The 25,548-nt window shown below is 61.7% G+C and carries 18 protein-coding genes; 9 read left to right on the top strand and 9 right to left on the bottom strand.

Annotated features, from left to right (window positions below; all coding sequences use genetic code 11):
* Positions 1–391 precede the first annotated feature (391 nt).
* The 3 genes from AC4EEV_RS20120 to AC4EEV_RS20110 all read left to right on the top strand — a co-directional run bounded on the left by AC4EEV_RS20120 (position 392) and on the right by AC4EEV_RS20110 (position 5,398).
* Complete coding sequence (locus AC4EEV_RS20120) at positions 392–3,583, top strand: PAS domain-containing hybrid sensor histidine kinase/response regulator (RefSeq protein WP_491329835.1); 3,192 nt, start codon at positions 392–394, stop codon at positions 3,581–3,583.
* On the top strand, positions 3,583–4,485 hold the full coding sequence (locus AC4EEV_RS20115) for a GGDEF domain-containing response regulator (RefSeq protein ID WP_491330918.1): 903 nt from the start codon (positions 3,583–3,585) through the stop codon (positions 4,483–4,485). The genes AC4EEV_RS20120 and AC4EEV_RS20115 overlap by 1 nt, the downstream gene beginning before the upstream one ends.
* 613 nt (positions 4,486–5,098) lie before the next feature.
* A complete protein-coding gene (locus AC4EEV_RS20110; protein WP_491329834.1) occupies positions 5,099–5,398 on the top strand; it encodes a variant leucine-rich repeat-containing protein in 300 nt (99 codons plus the stop codon).
* Between the two features lie 1,179 nt (positions 5,399–6,577).
* Here the strand turns inward: AC4EEV_RS20110 and AC4EEV_RS20105 are convergent.
* From AC4EEV_RS20105 to AC4EEV_RS20075, 7 genes are all read right to left on the bottom strand, one after another.
* Positions 6,578–7,378, bottom strand: coding sequence for an SDR family NAD(P)-dependent oxidoreductase (locus tag AC4EEV_RS20105; protein ID WP_491329833.1), 801 nt, complete (start codon positions 7,376–7,378; stop codon positions 6,578–6,580).
* A 56-nt stretch (positions 7,379–7,434) separates the two neighbouring features.
* A complete protein-coding gene (locus AC4EEV_RS20100; RefSeq protein ID WP_491329832.1) occupies positions 7,435–9,000 on the bottom strand; it encodes an amidohydrolase in 1,566 nt (521 codons plus the stop codon).
* Positions 9,001–9,076: 76 nt separating this feature from the next.
* Entirely contained in the window at positions 9,077–10,105 is a 1,029-nt protein-coding gene (locus tag AC4EEV_RS20095) for an ABC transporter permease (protein WP_491329831.1), read from the bottom strand.
* A complete protein-coding gene (locus tag AC4EEV_RS20090; protein ID WP_491329830.1) occupies positions 10,102–11,661 on the bottom strand; it encodes an ATP-binding cassette domain-containing protein in 1,560 nt (519 codons plus the stop codon). The genes AC4EEV_RS20095 and AC4EEV_RS20090 overlap by 4 nt, the downstream gene beginning before the upstream one ends.
* The gene (locus AC4EEV_RS20085) at positions 11,658–12,635 is read right to left on the bottom strand and encodes a sugar ABC transporter substrate-binding protein (protein WP_491329829.1); all 978 of its coding nucleotides are present in this window, start codon (positions 12,633–12,635) and stop codon (positions 11,658–11,660) included. Before AC4EEV_RS20085 ends, AC4EEV_RS20090 begins: the two co-directional genes overlap by 4 nt.
* A 431-nt stretch (positions 12,636–13,066) precedes the next feature.
* On the bottom strand, positions 13,067–13,648 hold the full coding sequence (locus tag AC4EEV_RS20080) for a TetR/AcrR family transcriptional regulator (protein WP_491329828.1): 582 nt from the start codon (positions 13,646–13,648) through the stop codon (positions 13,067–13,069).
* A 5-nt stretch (positions 13,649–13,653) separates the two neighbouring features.
* Positions 13,654–14,301 carry a TetR/AcrR family transcriptional regulator gene (locus tag AC4EEV_RS20075; protein WP_491329827.1) on the bottom strand — a complete coding sequence of 216 codons (648 nt, stop codon included), beginning with the start codon at positions 14,299–14,301 and terminating at the stop codon, positions 13,654–13,656.
* A 212-nt stretch (positions 14,302–14,513) separates the two neighbouring features.
* On the opposite strand from AC4EEV_RS20075, the gene AC4EEV_RS20070 reads away from it, so the two are divergent.
* From AC4EEV_RS20070 to AC4EEV_RS20045, 6 genes are all read left to right on the top strand, one after another.
* Positions 14,514–15,968, top strand: coding sequence for an APC family permease (locus AC4EEV_RS20070; RefSeq protein ID WP_491329826.1), 1,455 nt, complete (start codon positions 14,514–14,516; stop codon positions 15,966–15,968).
* A 52-nt stretch (positions 15,969–16,020) separates the two neighbouring features.
* Positions 16,021–16,824 carry a MoaF C-terminal domain-containing protein gene (locus AC4EEV_RS20065; RefSeq protein WP_491329825.1) on the top strand — a complete coding sequence of 268 codons (804 nt, stop codon included), beginning with the start codon at positions 16,021–16,023 and terminating at the stop codon, positions 16,822–16,824.
* A gap of 775 nt (positions 16,825–17,599) precedes the next feature.
* A protein-coding gene (locus AC4EEV_RS20060) for an IS5 family transposase (RefSeq protein WP_491329824.1) occupies positions 17,600–18,497 on the top strand; the annotation gives its coding sequence in 2 pieces (ribosomal slippage) (positions 17,600–17,956 and positions 17,958–18,497; 897 coding nt in all).
* Between the two features lie 344 nt (positions 18,498–18,841).
* Entirely contained in the window at positions 18,842–19,171 is a 330-nt protein-coding gene (locus AC4EEV_RS20055; protein ID WP_491329823.1) for a YegP family protein, read from the top strand.
* Between the two features lie 516 nt (positions 19,172–19,687).
* Complete coding sequence (locus AC4EEV_RS20050; protein WP_491329822.1) at positions 19,688–20,827, top strand: hypothetical protein; 1,140 nt, start codon at positions 19,688–19,690, stop codon at positions 20,825–20,827.
* 394 nt (positions 20,828–21,221) lie between these two features.
* A complete protein-coding gene (locus AC4EEV_RS20045; protein WP_491329821.1) occupies positions 21,222–21,989 on the top strand; it encodes a DUF4192 family protein in 768 nt (255 codons plus the stop codon).
* Positions 21,990–22,895: 906 nt separating this feature from the next.
* Here the strand turns inward: AC4EEV_RS20045 and AC4EEV_RS20040 are convergent.
* Entirely contained in the window at positions 22,896–23,117 is a 222-nt protein-coding gene (locus AC4EEV_RS20040; RefSeq protein ID WP_491329820.1) for a hypothetical protein, read from the bottom strand.
* Between the two features lie 2,029 nt (positions 23,118–25,146).
* On the bottom strand, positions 25,147–25,527 hold the full coding sequence (locus tag AC4EEV_RS20035) for a DUF7793 family protein (RefSeq protein ID WP_463960759.1): 381 nt from the start codon (positions 25,525–25,527) through the stop codon (positions 25,147–25,149).
* Positions 25,528–25,548 lie beyond the last annotated feature (21 nt).

Here is a 25,548-nt window from a genome sequence, read left to right as displayed (position 1 = left end):
CCTACCTTCGCGCCACGGGCATGGTGCCCTCGGAGTTGAGGTCGGAGGGATATATTTTGGGTGTGCGTCTCCGTCCGGGTGTTCGGGCGGCCCGGGTCTTGAGTTCTTGCGGGTGCGAGGCGCCCGATTGGGAGGGCTCAACGTGTCTCAGAACGGTCTCCTCGAACGTCCTCGACCGGTCGACCGAAGCAGAACCAGGCTCGCTTGGCTCGCGGGATGTGCTGTCGTACTGCTGGCTGCGCTGGCATTGTATTTCGATTGGAATAACGGAACCGCGGCCGCCAGGGTGACCGGCGATTTCCTCATCCTCGCGGCCGCTGTGATGGCTGGCATCAGTTGCAGCAGGGCAGGCCGGCGTGGTGAGAATGCACGGGCGTGGTCCCTCCTGGCTGTGGCAGCGTTTACCTGGGCTGCGGGGCAGGCGCTGTGGACTTACTTTGGGCTCGCCAACAACAACACATATCCGTTTCCCTCGGTTGCCGACGTACTCTTCCTTGCGTACTCGATCCCTGCCGCCGCCGCGCTGTTCAGCTTTAAGCGGCCGGCTGACACCGCCAAGGTGGGTTGGGTCAGGTCGGCACTCGATGCCTCGGTGATTGCCGGCTCGGTCTTGGCGATCAGCTGGTACACGGCGCTTGGGCCGGCCCTGAGCTCTGAAGGCGACGTCCTGACCGTGCTGGTCAGCGTCGGGTACCCCGTCGTGGATGTGGTCATCACGTCCTTGGTCTTGGTCTTGGCCATGCGCCGGCAACCGGGCGAACGGCTTCCCTGGTTGTGCTTCGGCGGCGGGTTGCTCGCCCTGACAATCACGGACAGCACCTACGTCAGGCTCACGTTCGACGGCGTCACGGGCGTCACGGGATCGCCCGTTGCCCTGGGGTGGATTGGCGCCTTCCTCCTGATCGCGCTTGCACCATTGCTGCCGTACGCGGAAAACCCGCAGCCTGAGCGCAAGGCGTTCGCCCTGGCCCTGGAATTGCTCCCCTATGCGCCGATCCTGGCGGCGCTGGTTGTCGTGGCCGGCCCGCACGTCCAGGAAATGAATACCTTCCTGCTGGTGGTGGCCAGGATAACGGTCGTCCTCATCCTGGTCCGTCAGGTGCTGATCGTTGTTCAGAACCTCACCCTGACCACCGGCCTCGAAAAGGAAGTGGCCGTCCGGACCGCGGAGCTGGAGGGCCTGGGCGCGATCGTGAATTCCTCCACGGACGCCATCTTCAGCACCACCCCGGAGGGCGTCATTACCAGTTGGAATCCAGGGGCTCAGCTGCAGTACGGGTACGTTGCCGAGGAGGCCCTCGGCCGCGACGGGCGTATCCTCGTGGCGCCCGGCAGCGTGGACCGGACCGAGGACATATTCGAACGGCTGAGGGAGAGCGGCGCCGCGGTGAACTTCGAGACCGAACATGTGAGGAAGGATGGGACGGTCATCCCGGTGTCCCTGACCGTCTCACCGATCAATAAAGACGGGAACCTTCGCGGTATCGCCGTCATCGCCCGGGACATCACGCTCCGCCGGGCCGCCGAGGACGAACTGAAGGCCGCCAGGGCGGCCGCGTTGGAAGCCAGCAGGCTCAAATCCGAATTCCTTGCCACCATGAGCCATGAAATCCGAACGCCGATGAACGGTGTGGTGGGATTGACCGCACTCTTGCTCGAAACCCCGCTGGATGACACACAGAAGCAGTATGCGCAAGGGGTCAAAGGCGCAGGTGACGCCCTGTTGGCCTTGATCAATGACATCCTGGACTTTTCCAAGCTGGAGGCTGACAAAGTGGATCTGGACTTGCGTCCATTCGATCCCCGGGTTCTGGTCGAGGAAGTCGCGGGGCTGCTGGCAGAGCCGGCACAAACCAAAGGGTTGGAGCTCATCGCCTATTGCGAGCCTGACCTGCCCGGCAGACTGATCGGGGATTCAGGTCGGATCCGCCAGGTCCTGCTGAACCTGGCCTCCAATGCTGTGAAGTTCACCGCTGCCGGCGAGGTGGCCATCCTAATAAAGGCCGAAACACGCGATACCCGGCCCGGGTCCGCCGCCATGGTCTACTTCGAAGTCCGGGACACGGGAATCGGCATCGAACCCGCACACCATGCCCGGTTATTCGAATCGTTCTCCCAAGCCGACGCCTCAACAACCCGCCGCTACGGCGGCACCGGACTGGGTCTGGCAATCTGCAGCCGCATCACGGAAGCGATGAACGGTGAGATCGGGATGAGAAGCACCCCCGGTCAAGGGAGCACCTTCTGGTTCCGTATCCCCCTGCCGGTGGCACCGCCGTCGACCGATCGCCTGCCGACCGCCGAAATTCTCACCGGGCTGCGGGTACTGGTGGTCGACGACAACGCCACCAACCGACTGGTACTGGAATCGCAATTACGCGGCTGGCGGCTGCAACCTGACGCCGTGCCCGACGCCCGGACCGCCCTGGCCAGGGCCCGCGAAGCGGCAGAACGGGGAGAACCCTTCGATCTTGCGGTACTGGATCTCTGCATGCCCGAAACCAACGGCCTGGACCTGGCCCGCTCCATCAAGGCCGACCCCGCCCTGGCAACCATGGAACTGATCATGCTCACCTCCACCATGCAGATCAGCGGCGCAACAATTGCCGAAGCCGGGGTCCGGGAATGGCTGATGAAACCTGTCCGCAGCTCCGAGTTCTACAACCGCCTGATCCGCCTGATGTCCACCAGCGAACAACGCACCCCCGCCGAGAGGCTCACGGCCCTGACAAGTGCGGCCTTGCGTGAGCGGCCAGCCACCAGGCCCGCGAGCCCAGGGCATATCCCCGGCCGACTCCTGATCGTCGAGGACAACGAAGTCAACCAGCTCGTAGCCCGCGCAACAGTGACGATGTTGGGCTACGCGGCGGACGTCGTCGCCAACGGCGTTGAAGCCGTGGACCGCACCGAAAGTACGCGGTATGACGCCGTCCTGATGGACTGCCATATGCCGGTCATGGACGGGTTCGAGGCCACCAGGATCATCCGGAGCCGCGAGAACGCGAGCAGCCGGCTGCCCATCATCGCCATGACCGCCGGGGCCCTCGACGGGGACCGGGAACGCTGCCTCGCCGCCGGCATGGACGACTACCTCTCCAAACCCGTTGACGCCACGGACCTCGAAACAGTCCTGGCCCGGTGGGTCCCCGATCAGCCAACACGGTTCGTGCCCGGGGAACCCCCGGCCGTCACCGGCCGCCGGAGCGCCAGTGACCAAGCGTCCCCTCGGGCGGGGCTCGACCAGGGCCGTCTGGCTATCCTTCGAGACCTCGGACCGGTGGGCGGGCTGGGGCTGCTGCCCGCGGCGGCAGAAGCGTTCCGGAAAGATGTCCCGCACCGGCTTGCCGCGCTGGACAGAGCAATCACCGACCACGACGGTCCCGCAGTGACCAGGGCCGCACACGCCCTGCGGGGTGCCGCGGCCAACATCGGAGCCACGGCAGCTGCGGCCCTGTGCGGCGACCTGGAAACTCTGGGATCGGCCGGGCAGTACGACGACGCTGCGGAGATGGTCCGCAGGTTGGAAACGGAGCTTGAGCAGGTGGACATCGAACTCGATCGTGCCCTGGACGTCGCCCCATGATGATCCTGGTGGCTGATGACGACCCGGGCTCTCTGCTGGTGGCCAAGGCCGCCGTCGAACGCTCCGGCCATAGCTGCCTCACCGCAAGTGACGGCGATGAGGCTTGGGCCCTGTTTCTGGAACACCAGCCGGACGTGGTGGTCACGGACTGGATGATGCCCGGCCTTGACGGACTAGCGCTGTGCCGCGCCATCCGGGCACGGACCACCGACCTCTACACCTACATCGTGCTCCTTACCTCGCAAGGATCCCGGGACGACGTCCTCGCCGGCCTCGAGGCCGGCGCCGACGACTACGTCACCAAGCCGCTGGACCCCTTCGTCCTGCATACCCGGCTGCTTGTGGCACGGCGTGTGACCACACTCCACGCCGACCTGGCACACTATCGGACGATGCTCTCCCACCAAGCCCGCACCGATCCCCTGACTGGCCTGAGCAACCGCCTTGAGCTCACCGAAGACCTCCAACAACTGCACGCACGCAGCCTCCGGTACGGCGAAGATTATTGCCTCGCCATGTGCGACGTGGACAACTTCAAACGCTACAACGACATCTACGGGCACCAGGCAGGCGACCTCGCCCTGCAGGCCGTTGGTGCCGCCCTCGCCACAGTCGCGCGCGCCAGTGACGGCGTGTACCGGTACGGTGGCGAGGAATTCCTGCTCGTCCTGCCAAGACAAACGCCTCATGGAGCCAAGGAAATGCTGCAAAGGGCCCTGCAAGCGGTCCAGACACTGAACATCACCCATTCCGGAGACCCAACCGGCCACCTGACACTCAGCGCAGGCATTGCAGCATTCGCCGACTACCACGCCGAGGCCGACAACGTTCTGCGTGAGGCCGACGCGGCCCTCTACGCCGCAAAGGCGGCGGGCAGAAACAGGGTGGCAACCGCACCTTGAAGCTGCTGCTCCACGACGTAACCTGCCGCAGCGACGAGTACTCGTATGTCACGAAGACTCGAGATTGTCGAGTCGATCCATTAACTAGGGCGCCTGATGGTTGCCTGCAATAACAGTTACCGTCTCCTGGAATTAATCCATGGACCGTAGGTTCGCTTGCGTGAAAAGACCCACAGAGTCCACAAGAACAATGCTCCACGTCCGCGACGGCATGGTCTGGATCACGGACCTGCACTCGAGCAATGGGACGGTGCTCACAAATCCGATGGGAGAAATCGTTGTGAGTACGGCCGGGAACCCAATGCCGGCGGGCGATGGCTGGCAAGTGGGCTTCGGCGACTATGTCGTACAACTGAAGGGGAAATAACCGTGTATTGGAGCATCTACGATGTCCTGATGCTGGTATCGGGACTCATCACGCTCGTCATCGTCATCGCACCAGTCAAAGGGATCACTCCCCGTACGCGCATCGCAGCGGGCGCGATCGGCCGGGCGCTCGTGCTCGCCTCTCTGGTGCTGGCAAGCATACCGTCCTTTCGCTACCCGGGCATCGTCGTCGTCGCCCCTGCGATCGCGCTCGTGAGCGCTATCGCCGTTATCGGCAAGGCCGTGCGTGCCCAGAGTTCCCTGCAGACAGGACAACAGGGCCACACCCCTCACCATCAGGAACCTGGCCCGATGTCCGGCCCGGCACAACCCCCAAGTCGTATCAGACGTCCAAATCACTTCTGCGGACCTAACCCCGGCGGAACTGATGGAACTCGCAGCTCGCGAGAGAACCCAGTGGGTCGAGATAGCCCGGCACCCCTCGGCCTATCCCGACTTGCTTGAATGGCTAAATCAGTACGGAAGCGCCGATGTGAAGGCTGCCGTGGCCGCACGCCGTCACGTCGATGCACCGGATCCTGCCTAGGACTTATAGGCTCCAGGTCAAGGGGTGCGCTTGTTGCCGTCTACAAGGGATGACGCGCACAAGTGTGTCAAGCAACGCGGCAGCTGAGCGCCAACTCCGGGTACGGCTGGAAGCCCATCACGGTTTTTGCTGGCGTTGCCCACGCCGGTGCCAGGAGACCGGCGTCGCGAACGTGGAAGCCGGAGCGGTCAACGACGTGAAGGGCATACTCAACGTCCAGGTAGGCAGTAACGCATCTCCGCGGAGCGTCAACAATTCAGCGTCGTGTCAGACCCTGAGTGTTTTCGCGGCGACGCGAATGACGCTTCAAGAGCAGGTCGGCTGCCTTACAGCAAACGGGCCGACTTGGACGTATGTTCCTCCCCAGCCAGCCGCTCCGGCCGCCGATAGAGATCTTCGCCTAAACGCAATTTCATAGTCGGCCAGGCCCTGCGTCGCCTGACGGACGCGCGCGAGCCAGCCCTATAAACCGGATATAAATGTGGACAGTGTCAACACCCCTTTTGGCCTGACAAATCGAGCACATCCCCTTGCCCGACGTCTAAGGGTGGCCCCTCAAGAAAAGTTTCGCCCCACGGTGGGCAAAGTCATGTCGTCCCCACACGTCCGCCCCATGAATAGGTGTAGGCCAGCCGGGCCACCCGACAAACCGGAACGAGGAACCGCAGACCGGCAGGTCAGCAGGCGGAAGGCCCACCAACCAGCGTCTTGAACCCGCCACCCACACACCTGAACAGGCCTCCGCGGCAGCCAGGCCCACAGCCCGCAACCCAGCCGTTAGAGGGGCGGCACCACACGCCATGTCCACACGTTAAAGCAAAAAGCCCCTCCGACGAGGGGTCCTGCTGTGCCCGAGGTGGGACTCGAACTGTCTTCCAGCCCCTGCAAACACTGAGAACCCGCTAAAACATGCGGAATCCGAAGCAGTTCGATGACGCTACGGGCCGATAAGGAGCCAGGAGTGTGGACAATGTCCACACCTCTTTTGTTGCCTTTGGCCGAGTGGAGGAACTCTCTAAAGGAACAATCGCAGGCGACACAGGAGGCACCAGCGGTTTTGTTCGGCTCCTCAGGACGTGCAGCAGCCTCGGGGCGAAGATGCCATCGATTGGCCGGATGTTCTCATCGGCTGCGCACCGGTTCCCACGCCACGCGCGTGGTGGACGCCGGGCCTGTGCCTTAGTGGTCGTTTTCGTACAGCAGTGCCGCGACGTCCACGGCTGAGGCTCCGCCGTCTATGGGGATGATCGCTCCGGTCAGGTACGAAGCTCCCTGGGACAAGAGGAATGCGATGACCGAGGCAACCTCGGAGGGATCCCCCGCACGTCGGGCCGGCACATGTTGGGTTGCCGTTTCGTAGGCAGCCTCCAGGCTGATGCTGCGCTTTTCCGCGACAGTCATCAGCGCCGTAGCCGACATTTGGGTCTTGATCAGCCCGGGGCACACCAAGTTGGCGCGAACTCCTTGGTGCCCGAATTCCACCGCTACCGACTGAAGCATGAGCCCAAGGCCGGCCTTGGAAGCGGCATATCCGCTCATAAAGGAGCTTGCCCTGAGCGCAGCAAGGGATGCAACGCCAACGATGGATCCGCCTTCACTGCCGAAGTGAGGCAGAACAGCCCTGGTTAGTCGGGCAGCACCAAGCAAGTTCGTCTCCAGCATTTCACGCCAAAGGGTGTCCGTGGTGTCCATGAAACGCCCGGCGTGGGCTACTGCAGCATTGAGTACAAGCCCATCCACGCGACCGAATTTGTCCATCACGGCGTCTACTAATTCATCAGCTCCGCCCCGGTCAGTCATGTCAAGAGCAATGGGAAAGGCTCCAGTTGCTGATGCGGTCTCTTCCAAAAGTTGTGGGCGGCGTCCGCAAATGGCGACTTCCCAGCCCGTGTCCCGGAGTTGAGCCGCGGTTGCTGACCCGATTCCAGTGCCACCGCCGGTGACAATGGCGACTGGTTTGGCTTGTTTGTTGTCACTCATGTGGTTCGTAATCCTGTCTTATTTGTCCTTGCAGCGGCGCGAATGTGGGCCGTTGGTTATGATCCGGTTCGGTAGACGACTTCTCCTTCGAAGACGGTCATGTCGACGACCGTGGCGCCAATCTCTGAGGTCGGGATTTTGAAGAGATTCCTGTCCAGCACGATGAAGTCCGCCGATTTTCCTGGTTCCAAGGTTCCTTGCACATCTTCTTTGCCCACCGCCCGTGCCCCGGCAAGAGTCACGGCTTCCAACGCAGTGACTAAATCAACCGAGTGTTGACCGTGCTCGAGCATTCCTTGAATGCCTGGAAAAAGGTTCGGGCTCGGCAACACAATCCAATCGGAGCCGACTGTGAGCTTTGCATGGTGGGATGTGACGGATTTGAACCGGAAACCCTCCTGGAGACCGAATTCAGGGATATGCCAGAGCGCGGGAGACATCTCGGCGATGACGTCCAATTGCGAGAGTCGGGGATAGTCCGTCTCGCTAATGAAGCCGGCATGCGCCAGCTCATGCGTCTGACCTCCAGTGCCGTTCTTTTGGCGCACCTGCTCGATGGCATCCAGGGCAGCCCGGATGGCTCCTTCACCGGCGCAATGGATTTTCACTTGGAGCCGGTCCGCGTCGAACTTCGCCAGTGCCTCCACCAGGTCGGTCTGCGGGATCAGGATCTTTGACTGGTCTATTTCGTTCTCCACCAGGTCTGATTGTGTGCAGTGTGGGGGCAGCGGGGCGCCATCCAGCCAGATTTTGATGAACGAGGTGTCCACGTGGGGACTCGCCCAGGACTGTCGATTTGCGATCACGGATTCCAACTCCGCGGCGGTTGCCATGCCGAAGCCTTCCTCGCGCCACACCAAGTGCGCGGCCACCCGGAGTTTCAGCTGGTTTCGGGAGTCGAGGGTTCTGAGTGCTGCCAGGGCTTGAGGCGATGCGGAGGCTTCCTGTACCGAGGTGATGCCGAATTCGTGACACCGGCCCACAGCCCAGCTCACCGCATCGACGTAGACATCCTCGGGGTACTCCGGGATGGCGCTTTGTACCGGCCAGGTCGCTTGTTCCACCAGTTCTCCGGTGAGCTGGCCCGTCGTCGAATCCCGTAGAAAGCTTCCTCTCAGCGCCTCCTGCGGCTGCCCGGATTTCAGACCCGCCAGTTCCAAGGCTTTGGCGTTGGCCAGGCCGTGATGGATTGAGTAGTCGTATAGGAAGACCGGGGTTTCGGGGAAGGCCTCGTTGAGTCGACGGTTGTCGACACCCCCGGTGAAATTTGCAGGCATGAATTCACCGCCGATGATCCATTGGTTCCCCTGCCGGTCCATTGGTCCTGCGCACTGGCAGCTTCGGAGGTCTTCCACTATCTGGTCGGCGTCGGCGCCTGGCGAGAGTCGTGCCTCGTACTTGAATTTGAGGCCACTGAACAGAAGGTGCAGGTGCGCGTCGTGGATGCCCGGCATCACCATGCGACCTTGGAGGTCAACTTCCTCGGCGCCGCCGGACAGCTCACGGAGGTCCCGTTCGTTACCCACCGCCTTGATCCGGCCGTCGGATACCCAAAGGGCCTCCGCCCACGGCTGGTCGGTGTTCCCCGTGTAGATTTCGCCGTTGAGGTAGATGGTGGACATGTTCGCTCCTCTGTGCAGCCGCCCCTCTGAGTCGAGGTTGCGGACAGCCGTCTTGTTGAAGGATGTGGCTACGGGACTAGTTCTTCAAGGAAATGAGTTCCGACTTCCGGGGCCCGGATGGATCCTGCTCTATGAATTTCCTGGCCCGGGCCTGCCAGGCGGAGCGGATGATCCGCTGGATCGATTTGTCCAGCGCTACGGCCACGACCAGTGTGAGGCCAACCAGAACGGTTTGGAGATAGGCGGAAACTCCGAGGATGACCAGTCCATTCCGCAGCACGCCCACGAACAACAGACCGGCCACAACCCCGCTGATACGGCCCGTGCCGCCTTCAAAGGCAATTCCGCCGAGGAGGACGACAGTGAGTGCAGTCAGTTCCATGCCATTGCCGACTGCCGGGCTAACAGCGGCCAGTTTTGCCGAGAGCATCATGCCCGCCAATGCCGAAAGCCCTCCCGTCACGACAAATACCCAGAACTTGGTGGCCTCGACCCTGACGCCCATCAGATGGGCAGCCCGGTTGTTCCCTCCGACGGCCAGGATCTGCTTACCCTTGGCGGTGCGGTTCAGGATGTACCAGGAGGCGGCGACGGCGACAATAAGCATGGCGATTTGCAGTGGTATGAAGCCGATGGAGAAGGTGCCGAGCCGGGTGAAGTCCTTCGGGAGACCCGTCAGCGTCTTGCCGCCGCTCAGGAGGAACGCGAGTCCGCTCCAAACGCTCAAGAAGCCCAGGGTTACGACGAATGTATTCAGTCCAAGGTAGGCGACCAGGAAACCGTTGACTGCCCCGGCGAAGACCCCGAAGGCCAGCCCTGCAAGCAGCCCGACCCAGACGTTGTTGCTGGCCACTAGCGCGTAGCCGGCGATCACGGCGGAGCACGAGGCAATTGCACCTACTGACAGGTCGGCGCAGCCCATCATGACGACAAAAGCCACAGGCAGGGCGATGATCCCCAGCTCGGCGATCTGAAGCAGGATGGTTGAGCAATTGTTGAACGACAGGAACCTGGGGTTCAGTGTGGCGAAGATGAGGGCCATAACAAGCAGCGCGCCAAACACGCCGTTCTGGGCGAGAACTATCTTGATCTTTTCAATGCTCACAGGAGTTGCTTTCTATCAGAATCACGAAGGGGAGTTGCCGTCCCGCCCTGAGCGTTCTCAGCTCCCAGCGAGAGGAGGTTGTCCAGAAGGTTCTCGTCCGTCAGTGCTCCCCCAGTGAGCTCACGGATCCGGCCCTGGTAGATGACGTAGCTTCGATCACACATGCTGGCGATCTCGTCGGATTCCGCCGAGGCCACCAGTACAGTGGTTCCTTCCACGGCGAGGCGGCGCACGGCACGGACTATGTCCACCTTTGCCCCGAAGTCGACGCCCTGCGTGGGCTGGGCCAGAAGCAGCACTTTAGGTCGCTTAAGGAACATCCAACGTGCCAGGAGGTGCTTTTGGCGGTTCCCCCCGCTGAACTCGGCGATCGGCTCCTCGCCCGTCGGTCCGTGAACGTTAAGTTCTTTCCGGGAGTCCGCGTAGAGCGCATTCCCCGTGCCGCCAGTCCACCAGCCTCCCCCAAGGTGCGAGAGCCACGGAAGCAGCACGTTCATGCGAGCGGACACTGTTGGCAGCAGGGCGTCCTTTTCCCGGTCGGCCGGAACATAGTGGATACCCTTCCGAAGGGCATATACTGGTTTCGTTGGCTTGTAGGCGTGACCATCCAAGATCACGGCCTCCATGGATCCGCCCACTCCGTAGAGGCCTTCCAACAGAGCAAATTGCTCGCCCGCCGCCATTCCAAACAGCCCGACTACCTCACCTGCAAAACCGCGGATCGTGCCGTCGCCAAACGGAAATTCGACGGCGACCGCCTCCGTTGCCTCGTTGGTCAGTTCAGGTTTGGAAATCCCGGGAGCCAAGGCCTGCGCCAAGTCACGGGCAGTGATGCCGGCGGCCGGGCGGTCAGCGATCAACCGCCCACCGCTCATGACGACAATCCGGTTACAGACATCGAGGATGTCAGGCAGCCGATGGGAAACGTAGATGACGGCTGTCCCGCCGGCGGCGAATTCCCGGATGAGCTGGTGCAAGGCTGACGTTTCCTGCGCACCCAGGGCGGCAGTGGGCTCATCCAGAAGCAATGCTTTGATTTCGCCTTCCAGCACACCCCGCGCCAGGTCGACCAATTGCCTCTGCCCGAGTGAAAGGGTGGCCACGGGGTGATCGAGGGAAATTTTTGCGCCGACCTTCGACAAGACTTCCCGCGCTGCATCCTTCCTGTCCTGGAGATTTCCCGGCCTGCTGCGTCCAAGTTCGAGATTGTCAAAGACGCTGAGGTTCTTGGCCAGCGCCGGTTCCTGATGCACCACCGTTATGCCGAGCTCCGCGAACTGGCGTGGAGAGCTTCCTTTGGCCACCTGCACCCCGTCAACGGCGAAGTGCCCCTTGCTGGGTGTCACGGCGCCCGTCGCGACGTTTAGGACGGTGGATTTCCCAGCCCCGTTATGTCCCAGGAGTCCAACGATTTCTCCCGGCTTCATATCCAGAGTGAAGCCGTCTACGGCCCTGGTGGCACCAAAATCAACAGTCAGGTCCTGGAATGTCACGCGGCTTGCGATCGCATCGCCGGACGGTGTCATGGAATTCACCTCAATCATGGCCCCGGTCATTTGGACATCATGTCTGCCGCGGTGTCCTTGGTGACGTGCCGTGTGGGGACATTAATGTCGCCGGCCGGATTACCATCGGCTGCGGAAATCAAAAGCTTGGCGTCTGCTTCGGCCAGGTCTTTCGGCGACCATACGTGCGTTTCACGCCAGATGTCGTTTCCCGCCTGGATGAGCTTGAACACCTCGTCGTTCCCATCGGTGGCGGAGACGTAGCGGTCGGGATCGCTCGCACTGGCCCCGCCGTCTAGGACGGCCTGCCGTGCACCGAGCATCATGTCGGCACCGATTCCGAGCCAGATCTTTGTCTGCGGGTGGGCCACCAGCTGGGTCTGCGCAGCTTTGTAGCCATCATCCCTAGAGGATGCTTCAAGATTGAAGACGCTCGCATTTGCGCCACTGGCCTTCAGTCCTGCGGTGATGCCTTCCGCCTGCAGTCGGCCGAGGTCAGCACGCGTGTCGGCAAGCAGTCCAACCTCAACGGACTGGTTGGCGTACTTGGTCTTGATCCACTCACCGGCAGACTGGCCTACTTCAGCGCCTGCGCCCTTGACGTCCAGGATAAGCTGACCCGAGGTACCTTCCCACGAACCCGCGTATCCGATAACCGGGATGTTTGCGGCCTTGGCCTGCGCAGTAACCGCGACCATGGAGTCCGCTTGGACAGGGAAGCCCATGATGGCCTTGACGTCGCCGCGTTGGATCCAGCTTGTCCAATCGTTTACTTGCGTCTGGATATCCCAGTTAGGGTTATCCGCCAGCAGTTCATAGCCGGCCTTTTCCACTATGGGTTGCATCAAATCAACCTGCTGCTTCCAAATGTTCACGTCATGCGTGGGAAAACTCATCGCCACGGCACCTTTGCTCGCGGCAGAACCACCAGAGCTGGCAGCATTCTGGGCGCCGGCACAACCTGTCAGGAGGACCGTGGCAGCCGTGACAATGGCGGCGGCTCGTGCGAATGCAGGAAATTTCATGGGAGTCCTCAGTGCTGGGAGGGAATTGGTGATTGAAAACTTTGGCTGGCAGCCGATGCCAGACAGGAACGACGTCACGTTTCGGGACGCTGCAGCGGATCTGTGTTGCTGGTGCTGGTCGATCGCTTTCCTGTGATGATCGCCACGTTGCAAAAAATATACGTTTGTCTAGTTTCCAGTGTCAATACTTGGGCTAAACAAATGGAGAGTTTTTTAGATCGGCCACTCCTGCAGGCTGTTGCAGGAGCGCAGGTGGCGCGGACTGTGGGTTCGCGAACAGCAGTCGGCGTTACGGACTGTTCGCGCGTCACCATCACCCGAGCATTTTATGGGCGCCTGCGGTCATCGATTTCGGGGAGCTAAATTGGCAGCGGCCACAGGCTGGAGTGCAGCGGCTGAACCGGCTATGGACGCTTAGGCGCAGTTGGAGTTTAGGCATCCCCGAAGTGACGGTTGACAGGCACCGCGGCGTCGACCAGGCGACCTAATTCGACGATGGCTTCCCTGATGGGTAGCGCACTCCCCACGGAGAGGAACTGGAGAATCAACCCGTTCAGTGACGCGAAAACGAGGCGCGCCAAGCTTCTCGGGGAACCTTCGGGATCATGGAGTCCTCGCGCGCGAAGGCCACGCTCAATGGTGGAGATGTAATTGTCATACAAGCGTTCAATGAGCGCTCGTATCTCGGGCCGGCCAGGCGCTTCGAGCACCATCCGCGCCTGAAACATCTCAATCTCGGGATCTGAGGCCAAAGAAGCCAGCAGCTGGTCCGCGAAGCTTTCGTCGAACCTGCCGGCCGCCGAGAGACCCGTTTCGGTGATCGCACGTTCCACAGCCACCTCCGTGGCAGCTGCGACAAGACCGTCCAGTGACCCAAAGTGCAGCGCTACGAGCCCATGATTCACACCTGCACGGGTCGCAACCGACCGGTGGGTTAGCCCCTGGATGCCCTTTTCGGCCACAATCTCGATGGCCGCCCGCACCAGGGCGTCCCGTCCTGATCCATACGCCACGTTCGCTACTCCATGAACAGCACGGCGACGTCTGCGCTACCGCTAACAGGATGAAGCGGAGCGTCAGTATCGCGGCCGTTGGATGCCTCAAGAAGTTCTATTAGCCGCCCAACTTCAACCACGGCCGCCCGGATCCTCACTGGATCACTGATAGTCAGGAACTGCAGCATGAGCCCGTCAAGCGCCGCAAATATGGCCAGCGAGAAACCGTCATCAGCAGTTAAGCCCCGCTCCCGCAGCGCCGTATCCACGGTTCGCACGTAATTGGCATAAAGCCGCTCAACAAGCGCTCGAACCTCTGGGTTTCGGCGCGATTCGAGCATCATTTCAAACTGGAAGAGCTGCAGTTCGGGTTCAGCAGCCACCGTCGCGATGAGCGCATCAGCAAATTCTTCGCCGAAATCGACGAGGTGCTCCAGGCCGGTTTCCTCAATGGATCGCTGAACAGCCCATTCCATCGTTGCGGCCAGAAGGCCCTCGATCGAACCAAAATGATGCGTGACCAACGTGTGGTTAACCCCCGCCTTCGCCGCAACCGCACGATAGGTCACGCCCTTGAGCCCCTTCTCCCCCACGACGGCGACGACGGCCGACAGGAGGGCGTCACGCCCGTCACCGTACGGCAAGCGTGAGGAGGTCTGCGGTCGAGTCATACCCCGAGTCTAGCCCCACGCCGGGTCTGAAAGTGAGGCGTTGACACCCAGAACTAAACAGACGTAGAGTTTTCCCTGTGGCCTTGGTCACCCCACGTTCGCTCGATTGCAATCACCTTCTCCCCACATCTTCTGTGCACTGACGCGCAGAAACAGGGGAACCCCATTTTTCGCATCGGCTTCACGCCCTGCATCCCGAAAAGAGCCATCGCATGAATCAAGAATCAGTCGCATTGCCGACGAGCATTGGGTCGGAAGAGCCCGGGGACTCTCCCAGCCCAGCGGGACTGAGGCCCAATAAACTCGGCGTCCTGGCCATAGCCTTTTTCGCTATTGCCGCGGCCGCCCCTATGGCGGCGGTAGTAGGTGCCAGCCCCGTACTGTTCTCGGCCACCGGCGCCGGAACACCCGTCATCTACGTTATTGCCGCTCTACTTGTGGCCCTCTTTTCCGTCGGTTATCTCCGGATGAGCCAGCACATCACCAACGCAGGCGGCTTTGTCGCCTATATGGCCAAAGGTCTGGGAACGAAATGGGCCACCGGCGGCGCGGGGATCGCCATCCTGACCTACCTCAGCCTCCAAATCGGGCTCTGGTCACAGTTCGGCGTCTTCGCCCAGCTCCTGGTTGAAGGAATCACCGGGCTCAGCATCCCGGTCTACCTTTGGATCGCCGTGCTGCTCGCCCTCGTGACCGGGCTGACCATGCGCGGAGTCGACGCCAGCCTCAGAGTGCTGGGAGTTCTCATTGTCGGCGAAGCCTTCGCGGTAGCCGCACTGGTGGTCTCCCTCATCGCCCAAAAAGGCATCGGCATCTTCACATTCGAGGGCTTCACCGGTGCCAACGTCTTTGGACCCGGTCTAGGAATCTCCCTGCTCTTCGCCTTCGCCTGCTTTACGAGCTTTGAAGCAACCGTCGTCTTCGCCGAAGAAGCTAAAGAACCCCGCCGCACCATTCCGCGCGCCGCCTACTTCGTCATCGCCTTCGTAGGAATCTTCTACACCATTTCCACCTGGGCCATCAGCGGAGCCATCGGCATCGACAACATCCAGACCGTCGCCGCGGACAAGCCGGCCAGCATGATCTTCGACCTGGCCGAGACCAGCGCCGGCTACTGGCTGAGCATGACCATGCAGATCCTCGTGGTCACCAGCTTCCTGGCCATGCTGCTGGGCCTGTCCAACATGTTCTCCCGCTACCTGTTCTCCCTCGGCCGCGCCGGCGCCCTGCCCACGAAGCTTTCCGCCGTCTCCAAGACCGGGGCCCCGCACGTCGCCGGGTTCATCAACGGAATCGTCGTCCTCGCGGTCATCAGCACCTTCCTGCTCGCAGGAGCCGACCCCATCACCACCGTGTTCTCCTGGTTCGTTGCCCTGGGAACTGCCGGCTTCATCACCATCCTGCTCGTCACCTCAGCCGCCATCGTGGTCTTCTTCGCCAGGAACGGCATGCGGGACAACCTCTGGGTCACCGTCATCGCCCCGTCCCTTTCATTCCTCGCCTTCATCGTCATCGGATACCTGACGCTGGACAACTACGACGCCCTGCTCGGCGGCGCCGGCGGCGTTGCACGCTGGCTCCTCCTCGGCGTCCCCCTCTTCTTCGTGGCCGGAATCGCCCGGGGAGCACAAAAACCATCAATCAATTTCGAAACCGTCATCTGCTGACCCAGCCGCACCCACCTGTCCCCACACAATGAAAAGAACAAAGGAACACACCGTGACTTCAACGGACATCCAGGACTACATTCCCGAAGAGGAGTGGCCGCCGGTTTCCGCCATGCTCGAAGGCTTCGGCGACCAGACACTGCCCGCCTCCCCCGCCCTCACGGGAGCGGCCCTGAGCATCCCGGGCGAGGACGGAGCAACCGAGGAGTACGTCTTCAAGACAGAATCCTCCATCATCTGGACCTCTAAGCGCGGCGAGGAGAAGACCAGCGGAACAGCAGGCTACAAAGCCATCGAAGCCCGCCCCGGGATCTTCATCATCGACTTCGTCCGCGGTGAAGGGCTCACAGCAAATAACGTCACCATTATCTGGGACCGGAACACCGGCGCGGTTACTTCCGGACTATCACGCTTCGTCGTCGTAGGCGAAAAAACCCGCAGCACCACCGACTTCAGCCAGACCAACAGCAACGGCTCAGCGGCCCGGCACGAACGCTCATCCGGCCTGGTCGGAAAACGGATCTTCTACCGCTACAGCGACGTCGAATCCTACGAACACATCTACCTGAACCCAGGCACCTTCACCTGGAACTGCGTCCGCGGCGGCGAGGCAGGGCTGGCGGACACCGACCGCTGCATGACCTGGGAAGTAACAGAGGACCTCTTCATCTTCTTCTGGACCGAAAAGGTCATGTGCGTTGAAGCCGTCCTGCTCGTGGACCTGCGGGAACAGCGCTCCATCGGACGGATGTTCGGCTGGGACGACCCCGCCAACGAACCGGTCATCCTGCCCTTCGATTCCCGGCTCAGCGTGCTGAACACCACCGAGTACCCCCAGGACACCAACAAGCATTAGGCCCGGAGAGGATGTCCGGTCCTGCACCGGACATCCTCTCATCAGCGGTGTGAACGGCTTCCCAGCTGGACCATGCGTCGACGGGAGCAGTTGTGAGGCTGACTGCGCACTTCGGCTATATCGCCCTTCCAGCGCAGCCCTCACAGGACTTCGCCGACGAACCCATAACCAAATGGACAATGACCACAGGGCCTGCTGCCGGAGAAGGCCACGCTATGGAGACCTAAGAGTCCCTCGACCCGCGTGGCCACCATAGATCCCGGCATACCGTCCACACCCTCTTTGGGAGGACAAAGTGCAGCGCTCACCCGTCGCAGCGATGAGAAGGCCACCCCTGGGGAAACTCCTAGAGCGCTGTCAGCACGGTCATGTCGTCCCCGCTCCCCCGGCACATGAATAGGTGTACGCCGCCCCCGGGCACACCTAACAGAACAGGAACGAGTAACCACATAAACACATTCTCAGCAGGCGGAGCGCCCACCCAGCCAGAGACTTGAACCCGCCACCCACTCACCTGAACAGGCTCAGCGGCAGCCAGGCCCAAGCCCAAGCCCGCAATTATAGCGTCAGAGGGACGTCACCGCAAGCTTTGTCAACACGTTAAAGCGAAAATCCCTCTGACGAGGGAAAACACTGTGCCCGAGGTGTGACTCGAACCGCATTATCGCCCTTGCAAATACTGGGAACCGGCGAAAGCATACAGAAACCGGAGCAGTTCGACGGGGCTAGGGCGTGTCTCCTAAAGCCTGATGGCCGCATCCGGGATGCTTGATGGGTGTCGCGTACTTCTGTTTTGACTGATGGGCAATGGGCCCGCATCCAGCCGCTACTGCCGTCTTCTGCAGGCCGGCGGGGTCGTCCTTTTCGGGATGACCGCCGAGTGGTCGAGGGCATCATCTACCGGTATCGCTGCGGGATCGCTTGGCGGGATGTGCCTGCCGAGTTCGGTCCGTGGCAGACCATCTGGAAGCGTCACCGCCGCTACAGCGGTGACGGAACGTGGGACAGCATTCTGGCGGCGCTGCTGACGGTCGCGGACTCTCAGGGTGAGGTGGACTGGTCCGTCTCGGTCGACTCGACGGTCAACCGCGCCCACCAGCACGGCACCAACCTTCCCCGCGCCACAGGCGGACCGCTCGAATTACATGAATCTGTTTGCTGAGCCGGACGACCATACCATTGGCCGGTCCCGCGGCGGCTTGAGCACCAAGATCCACGCCCTGGTTGATGGCAAAGGCAGGCCCCTGGTTCTGTTGGTCGCACCGGGCCAGGGCGGCGACGCGCCGATGTTCGCCCACCTCATGAACCAGTTGAAGATCAACCGGGCCGGTCCGGGCAGGCCCCGAACCCGCCCGGACCGGGTCCGCGGTGACAAGGCCTACTCATCTCGGGCGATCCGAACCCACCTCCGCGACCGCGGCATAGTAGCGGTGATCCCGCAGCCTTCCGATCAGGTCGGTCACAGAAAACGACGTGGCTCCTCCGGCGGCCGGCCTCCGGGCTTCGACAAAGAGGATTACAAAGGCCGCAACGTCGTCGAACGCAACTTCAACACCTTCAAACAGTGGCGAGCCCTGGCAACCCGCTACGACAAACTCGCCCTCACCTACCGCGGCGGAGCAGTCCTCCGAGCAATCAGCATCTGGCTGACAGCTTTAGGAGACACGCCCTAAGAGCCGATGCGAAGCCAAGAGCGTGGACAATGTCCATGCTCTTACTTCTGATCAGGGACGCCTGCTGAGGCTGACCCAATCACAACTATCGGCCGCATTGCATCAGTCGGAGCAGGGAACTGGCGCCTGGACTGAACCCGAGAGCAGGGGATCACTTTGGCTGGATGCCGGGAGAAGCCTTGCGCCGGGCGTCGTTCCTGCGGAAGACTCGGGGACGCATGCTGAATTGATGAAGATTTGGAGCGGGATACACACGGAAAGCGTGGGCAACGACGCCTCGCGCCTGATGGCCGCAACGACGCAGCCTCGAGGTCCCGCGAACCGAAAGGATCATAATGGCAGGAATGTTCGAACTATATGTCGACGCAGAATCAGCCTTCAGGTTCCGGCTCACCGCTCCCGATGGCACCATCATGGCGTTATCAAAACCCTTCGACACCAAGACTGAGGCTGTAGCAGGCATCGCCGCCGTTCGCGAGTACGCCGGCATGGGACTGATCACCGACCACTCGACAACGACCACCGATTCCGCACCGCCCCGAAACCACGACGACCCGTTTGGTCCGGCCGATTCCCCCCGGGCCTCGACGGTCGACTTCCACACGCGCGCGCGGGCAGTCCGGAAAGCCGTATCCGGGCCTCGCTGTGCCGGAGCAATACACAACCTCTCCTGAACCTTGGGGTGGGGCCCCCGAGCCCATGGCGGGGTCGCCACCGAAGAGTGAGTCCGCGCAGGCTGCCAGGGCAGACGGATCGTCGAGGCGCTAAGGGAATACGTCAAGTGGGCGCGGACGGTGCCAGCACCAGCGTGGCCTCCCGCCACGCCGACTCCGCAGTACAGCCCAAAAGCCAATTTCGTCCTGCAACCGTACAGGGAGCCAGGGACCTCAACAGATTCACACCCTATAGAACGTGCGTTGCCTGAAGTCCCAGCGCGCTCCTTCCAGCTCTGCTGTCCGGGGCGCCGCGCCATGAACAGCCTGTCGTGCCTCTCCGGGAATCCCACAACAGGCGTGGTGGTGAAGTTTTCGACAAAGAAAGGCTCAAGACCCCCATTCTGGATTTTCCGGGACCGTAGGATGAGCAAGTCGCCACTGCCCTGTAGAAGGTGAGTCTCCTGGGCCACGCGGGGAGGTAGGTCGGCTCTTCAGTCTCCCGCGGGCGGCTGAGCGAACCAATGGGGGTATGGGGTGTTTGTTCCAAACGACGGTGATCAGTTCCGCGAGGACAACCTGCCGGCGCGCATCCGTAAGCTGCGGATGCCCGCCTGGGCGGCCACGACCTGTGCCCTGGGACTCCTGGTACTCGCCGCTGCGGCTATTGCCGGTTCGATCCTGGTCAATGAGTACGACAGCACAATCATTTCGTCCCGGGTTGAGGGACTGATTTTGGGCGCGGCGATCGTCTTAGCGATCTCAGGCGCCGTCCTGCTGTGGTACGCCGGGGAGCGGGTGACACTCACACGGGAAGCGGCCTTCGTAACGACGGCGTTCTTCATCCGGCACAGGGTTGATCGGACTCACCTGGAAGATTTCCATCCGTACCTTCACCGGTACCCTAGCCGGGGTGGTCCGCAGTACCGGATAATGCCGACCTTCACCGTGAGAGACAACCGAGACCGGCTCCGGGACGTTCCGCTGCCGTTCCTGTCCTACTGGAACCCGGTCGGCGGCACGAACGCGGCCCTGCCGCCCCGGGCCGCGTTCGTCGAAGCATGGGCACGTTCGGTCAGCAGCCCCTATTCGAGAGCCGCTATCACCGGGGCTGTGCCGGGCGTACTTGAGATGCACCGGCAATCCGTGCGGACAGGCCTGCTGCGACGCGGCCGCCTCGTCGCCATCCTTGTACCCCTCGTCTCCATCGGGCTCGGGCTCGGCCTTGGCTTCGGTCTTGCCCCAGCTGGCAGCGCCTTGGGGCTAAACCACAGCGCCGACGCCCAAACCAACCGCACAGGGATCCGGGACCTCGACGACCACCTCACACCAGCAGTAACCGGCTACCAGTGGCGTGCCAGCGAGTTCCAGCCAGGAATGAGAAACTTCACCTTCTTCCCGACCCTGCGGTCGCTGCCGACCGCCCCATATACGGTCCACTACTTCATCCGTGACCCATCGCAGCACGGGTCCGAACTAACCGGCCCGGAGCAGAAGTACGGCCGCATCATCTCAGAAGGAACCATTTCCGTTCAGAATCCCACCATCCAGTTCACCCTGGAGCACGACCACACGACCTTCACTTTCGAGGTTTACGTCACCGACGACCATGGCCACACGACATTCGATTCGGACCTTTACAGGAACATCGCGGCACCGCCGACTCCAACGACCTAGGGAAAACGCCACAGTCGCAAGAATGTAATCTGCCCCGGCAGGCCCCCCTTGCCCGGAGCTGTCACGGCTCCATGAGCCGCCTCGATCCAGATTTGGATGCACCGAGTGCCTGTCGCCCTCAGTCTCAGACGGCGTCGCCAAGGGCCATCGCCTACCACTTTTGAAGGGTAGGTGGACTGTCCCAGCCTGAGGCAAAATCATGCCGCTTGAACCATCGGCCCCGATGGACCACTAGAGGTACGAACTGCTTGTCATTCTGATACTCCCATGATCGCTGGGCGGGTCCTCCGCGCAACCAGGGCGCTACCGCGCCGACCCCGGAACCGAAAACTTCCCAGGCCAGAGCCGGTTCGCTCCGGGACGAAGTTTTCGTCCCCGGCGCCGGTCGCCCAAGTTGCACTCCGGCCCCTCAACCCACGGATGGTCCCCTACCAGAACGACGCCCACAACCAACAACCGCAGACAAAACAGAAAGCAACTGGGTGAAGGAAACGGGATCAAGGAAAAGCTCACCATCAAGACACCATCAGACGTCCTCAGCTTCATCGGACACACCCTCGGCTTCTGGCCCCAGGAAAGCCTGGTCTGCATCACCATGAATGACAACAGCATCGGCGCGACCCTCCGTATCGACCTCCCCCGCCAACCAGGCCAGGAACTCAACTATGCACGCACCGTCGCCCACTACCTCACCAGTGACACCACCGCCACGTCCGTCCTCTTCGCCGTCTACACCAGCGAAACCACCCAACCCGGACAGCCCAAACCCCAGGCCGCGGCCATCGCCGCGCTCACCGGGGTCCTCGCCGAGCAGGGCATCACCATCCGGGACGGCCTCTTCGTCGGGGACGAAACCTTTTCAACCTACGACGGCGAACCCCGCACCAGCCTCGCCCTACCCGTCAGTTCCACCGAAACCAGCCTGGTTTTCAGGCCCGGCAGCTTTGTCCATACGGTCGACGCAGCGGCATACACCTCCATGGGGATCGCGGCCCTGCTGACAGCTGCCGCCTTCACTGACAGGCAGGGCCGGTGGCAGCGGTGGTTCGCCATCGCCAACGGCCCGACGGCACTGCTGGTCTTGATCTCCTACATCACCGACCAGGTTTTCTTCGGCGATCTGGTTCCACCGGTCCTCGAGAAGACTTCAATCCGACTGTGACAACTGACCTGGGAGGCCCCATGGGGGGAAGGCGTTGAAAAACCTCCCTCCACGAACACGGGGATGCTGGTGGACCGGCTGAAAGCGGTCCACCTGTGGGGACCTGTGCTTCATCATGCCGGCCCTCCTCATCCTGGCCGTCGATGCCTTCCACGGAGGCAGGATAGGACTCCTGCTGCTGCCGGCCCCGTTCGTCCTCAGCTAACGCCATCATCCTGCCCCTCGCGGCGGCCGAGCTGGCCAAGGCCCTGTTCGGCCTGCCCTTCGACCCGGCGTCGTTCAGGGCCATGGCTCGCACTGTCGATGCTGTTCCTCGGGCCGACCCTCCATCTCCTCCGCTTCCAAACCCCGCAGGCCTTCATCGAGGGGGATCTGCGGTGATCCACGGCCCTGCCTGGTCGAAGTGGCCCTCTGGACTCCTTCGTTTTGGGGTTAGGTGGTGTTTACACGGCGGGCCGAGTGCTCGCCGGGCCGGGACAAGAGCGCGATGGCGAGGAGTGCGGGAGAATCTTGTGCTCGCCATGCCTGTTTTGGTGCCGGTGTCAATGGCGTTGGTGTTCCGTGCACTGAAGCGGAGATTGCCGCCGGCCCAGCATACAACGTCGGTTTCGCCGTCTACTGGGCAGGCTGGTGCACGGCGTTCCCCGTCCTGATCCTCGGGCCGAGGAACGCGTGGCGACTACTGGGCGGCGGGGCCCGGCCCAGACCCCTCGATTGGGGGATGATGGTCCTGCCGATAGTGGGAGCCTTCATGCAGGCGCTGGTCCCAACCGGAAACGGGTGACGCCGGCGGTCGCCTGCGTGATGGCAGGCAGCGCCGGCACCATGCCGCTCGCTGAGTCGTCCGTCCGGAATAACGGACCGAGCTGATCGATCCGGCCCCGATTGAATCACCCGTGACGGCGCCTATGCGATCTTGATGACGCCGCTGCCGGCGCACATGCTGTCGACGAAATTCACCAGCTGGGGTTCGCCATTGACGATGTGAACGATGGTCTTGCCCGTTGACACGATCGTGTTGGGCCCGTCCTGCAGGACGGACACGGCGCCGATCGAGTAGACGAGAGGCGCACCAGGAGGGGTGGTGCCGGTCGAGTGGGAGCTGTAGGCGTAGGCATTTCCCGTCACAAGGTCTGTCGCCGTTCCCTTGACTGTGTACTCCGTGCGGGTGGAGCTGACTTGAACTGTGCCAGAGTAGGAAGTTTCAAATCGGTGGCCGGTACATGGGTCAGTGAAGGTCCCGCCGCCGCTGGAAATGACCATAGGCGCTGCATTCGCGCCTACTCCCATTGTCAGCAGGATGCCGCCGGCCGCAGCCGTTGCCGCCAATGTCCGCTGAAATTTCATCGCGCTCCTCCAAGGGCCTCTCTCTTACACCGGCACATCCGGCTGCTCTGATGGTGCAGCATGGGACACTGCTGCGACAGGGACTTCTGTCCCGGCACGTGTGGCAGTACTTCAATCTGGATCCATCGCCGACGACGGCCTAAGCGGGAATGACCGCTACATGATCAGTCTCAGCAGGACCGACTCGTAAACTGCCAGGCAATAACGGGCAAGTGGGGCTGTGGATAACCGATACGGTAATTTAGGATCGTGTTGGTGATCCACCGCGGCATTCGTGCCGTACTTGATTTCCAGCGGATTGTGCTGGGGAGCAGAACGGGGAAGATTTGGCAGCTGACTTAAACTGCTGAAGCCCGCGCCAGCCGGCTTCAACAGTCCTGAGCCAGGTCATGCCGATGGCGCCCAGAGCACGCCCCGCCTCGAAAGACGCTCATAGAAATCCAAACGGGTCCCTCCCCCAATCCAGGACACAGCATATGCGGTGAACTCTGCGCGCGTGCGGCAACGGAGTCCGGCCTGGCCCGTGTCGCACCAGCGCATATACCGCATGACCCGCCCTGGCCCGGCCATCCCTCGGCGAGGGAACGGGATGAGGCTCTTAAAGAGAACATCTGGGTTGCTACCTGCAGGAGAACTTGCCGGGTATCGGCGCAATTGCCAGAGCGGCTGCTTCTCTCCGTCTTCAAAAAATTCCGAAAAGTCAAGCATTGTCAACACTAAAAAGCCAAATGACCTTTGACCTGCGAAAACACTGTGCCCGAGGTGGGACTCGAACTGCATTCCCCCCCTTACAAGCATTGGAAACAGGCGAAAACATAAGGAATTCGGAGCAGTTCGAAGACAATAAGAGCTGATCCAGAGCCGAGAGTGTGGACAACGTCCACACTCTTACTTTTGGCCCGTGGCGCCCCGCTAAGGCTGACGGAATCTCCACTATCGGCATTTCAAATTGATCGGGGAGGAACGCGGAAAGAGCTCGTTTCAACTGCCCGCTGAGGGTCCTCCCCTTTGGAAAGGCCACCGGACCGGAAATGCACTGGATCTCGACAGGAATTCATCAGCCACGACAACCACCGACGCAACACCACTCAGGCCAGAGATTCCACAGGGACCGGTGGCGTGATTCTGAACGGCGAGAGGATAGCTGGGTGGGTCCTCCGCGCAACTCGGGCGCTGCCGCGCCGGCGCCGGGTTCGGAAACTTCCCTGCGACGTCACTACTCCCGCGCAGCTTGGCCAAGTATCCGAACCCAATGCCGGTTCCCCCAACTGCACTCCAGCCCCTCAACCCAGCAGTTGGTGCCCTATCAGAACGACGCCCGAGGCTAACCACCAGGCACCGACCGGCAGATGACAAGATCTTCATTCATCGGCGCTTAAAGAATGGGAGTGGAAGTAGAACGGTCGTTCCCGAGCCTAGTGGACGTTTTCGTGCTCAGCGGGGAATGTGACCCAAGAACAAGGGCAATCGACCAACACCCACACGCTTTCAATCGATTCCCCTCCTCCACTGCCCACGCAACGACCCCAGGTGCGCTCCAGGCACAGCGATACTCCGTTGGTCCAGCCCTAGGAACCAAAACTGGGGCCAATCCGAGCATCAGAGGTCCTTAAGCAGAAGGGCAGCGGACATGACCGTTACTCCCTCCCGTCTTTAGTCACTCAGTGCAGCAGCTGATTTGCAGATTTCAATTCTCCCGGCCCCCTCGCTGATACTTCATCAGGCCCAGCTCCGTGAGCAGACACCGGGCATGGGGTGGAATGCAAGCAGAAAGATGGACGTTGCACGAATTTACTCGGGTGAAAGCTGGCTATTTACGTGACTCCGCGGAGTCCTCAAGCAGCCACTCCGTTGCCTTGTCCGGAGATGTGAAATACCGGACTGGAAATCCGACCGGCAATAGGGGCAGGCGGAACATGGCGATCACGCGATCAACGGGCGAGGAACCCAAGAGCGCCATACGCGAGATGCTGGATGGATCGGGAAAGACTTTTCGAGCGGCGGCCGAGTGCGTCACGCCCTGAATTTCGACCAGCATCGGCAACCTGGCGCCTTGGCCCAAGGTGGAGATGGCTTCAAGGGCTGCCTTGGCTACGTCAATGCCGACGTAAGCTCCTTGCTTCCAGCGCAAGTGAAGGATTCCACCGGACAACTCCATCGTGCCTTTGCCCTTGATATCCAGCTTGCTCATACTGTCCCCTGTCGCGAAAGC

It is taken from the genome of Pseudarthrobacter sp. MOO14 (genome assembly GCF_058267675.1).
The sequence above is the reverse complement of the archived record's forward strand: the minus strand, read 5'-3'. Positions and strand labels throughout refer to the sequence as shown.

Coding starts and splice junctions, on each gene's coding strand:
- AC4EEV_RS20115 (WP_491330918.1), top strand. CDS start 3,583: ATGATCCTGGTGGCTGATGACGACCCGGGCTCTCTGCTGGTGGCCAAG.
- AC4EEV_RS20105 (WP_491329833.1), bottom strand. CDS start 7,378: ATGAGTGACAACAAACAAGCCAAACCAGTCGCCATTGTCACCGGCGGT.
- AC4EEV_RS20100 (WP_491329832.1), bottom strand. CDS start 9,000: ATGTCCACCATCTACCTCAACGGCGAAATCTACACGGGGAACACCGAC.
- AC4EEV_RS20090 (WP_491329830.1), bottom strand. CDS start 11,661: ATGACCGGGGCCATGATTGAGGTGAATTCCATGACACCGTCCGGCGAT.
- AC4EEV_RS20085 (WP_491329829.1), bottom strand. CDS start 12,635: ATGAAATTTCCTGCATTCGCACGAGCCGCCGCCATTGTCACGGCTGCC.
- AC4EEV_RS20075 (WP_491329827.1), bottom strand. CDS start 14,301: ATGACTCGACCGCAGACCTCCTCACGCTTGCCGTACGGTGACGGGCGT.
- AC4EEV_RS20070 (WP_491329826.1), top strand. CDS start 14,514: ATGAATCAAGAATCAGTCGCATTGCCGACGAGCATTGGGTCGGAAGAG.
- AC4EEV_RS20055 (WP_491329823.1), top strand. CDS start 18,842: ATGTTCGAACTATATGTCGACGCAGAATCAGCCTTCAGGTTCCGGCTC.
- AC4EEV_RS20035 (WP_463960759.1), bottom strand. CDS start 25,527: ATGAGCAAGCTGGATATCAAGGGCAAAGGCACGATGGAGTTGTCCGGT.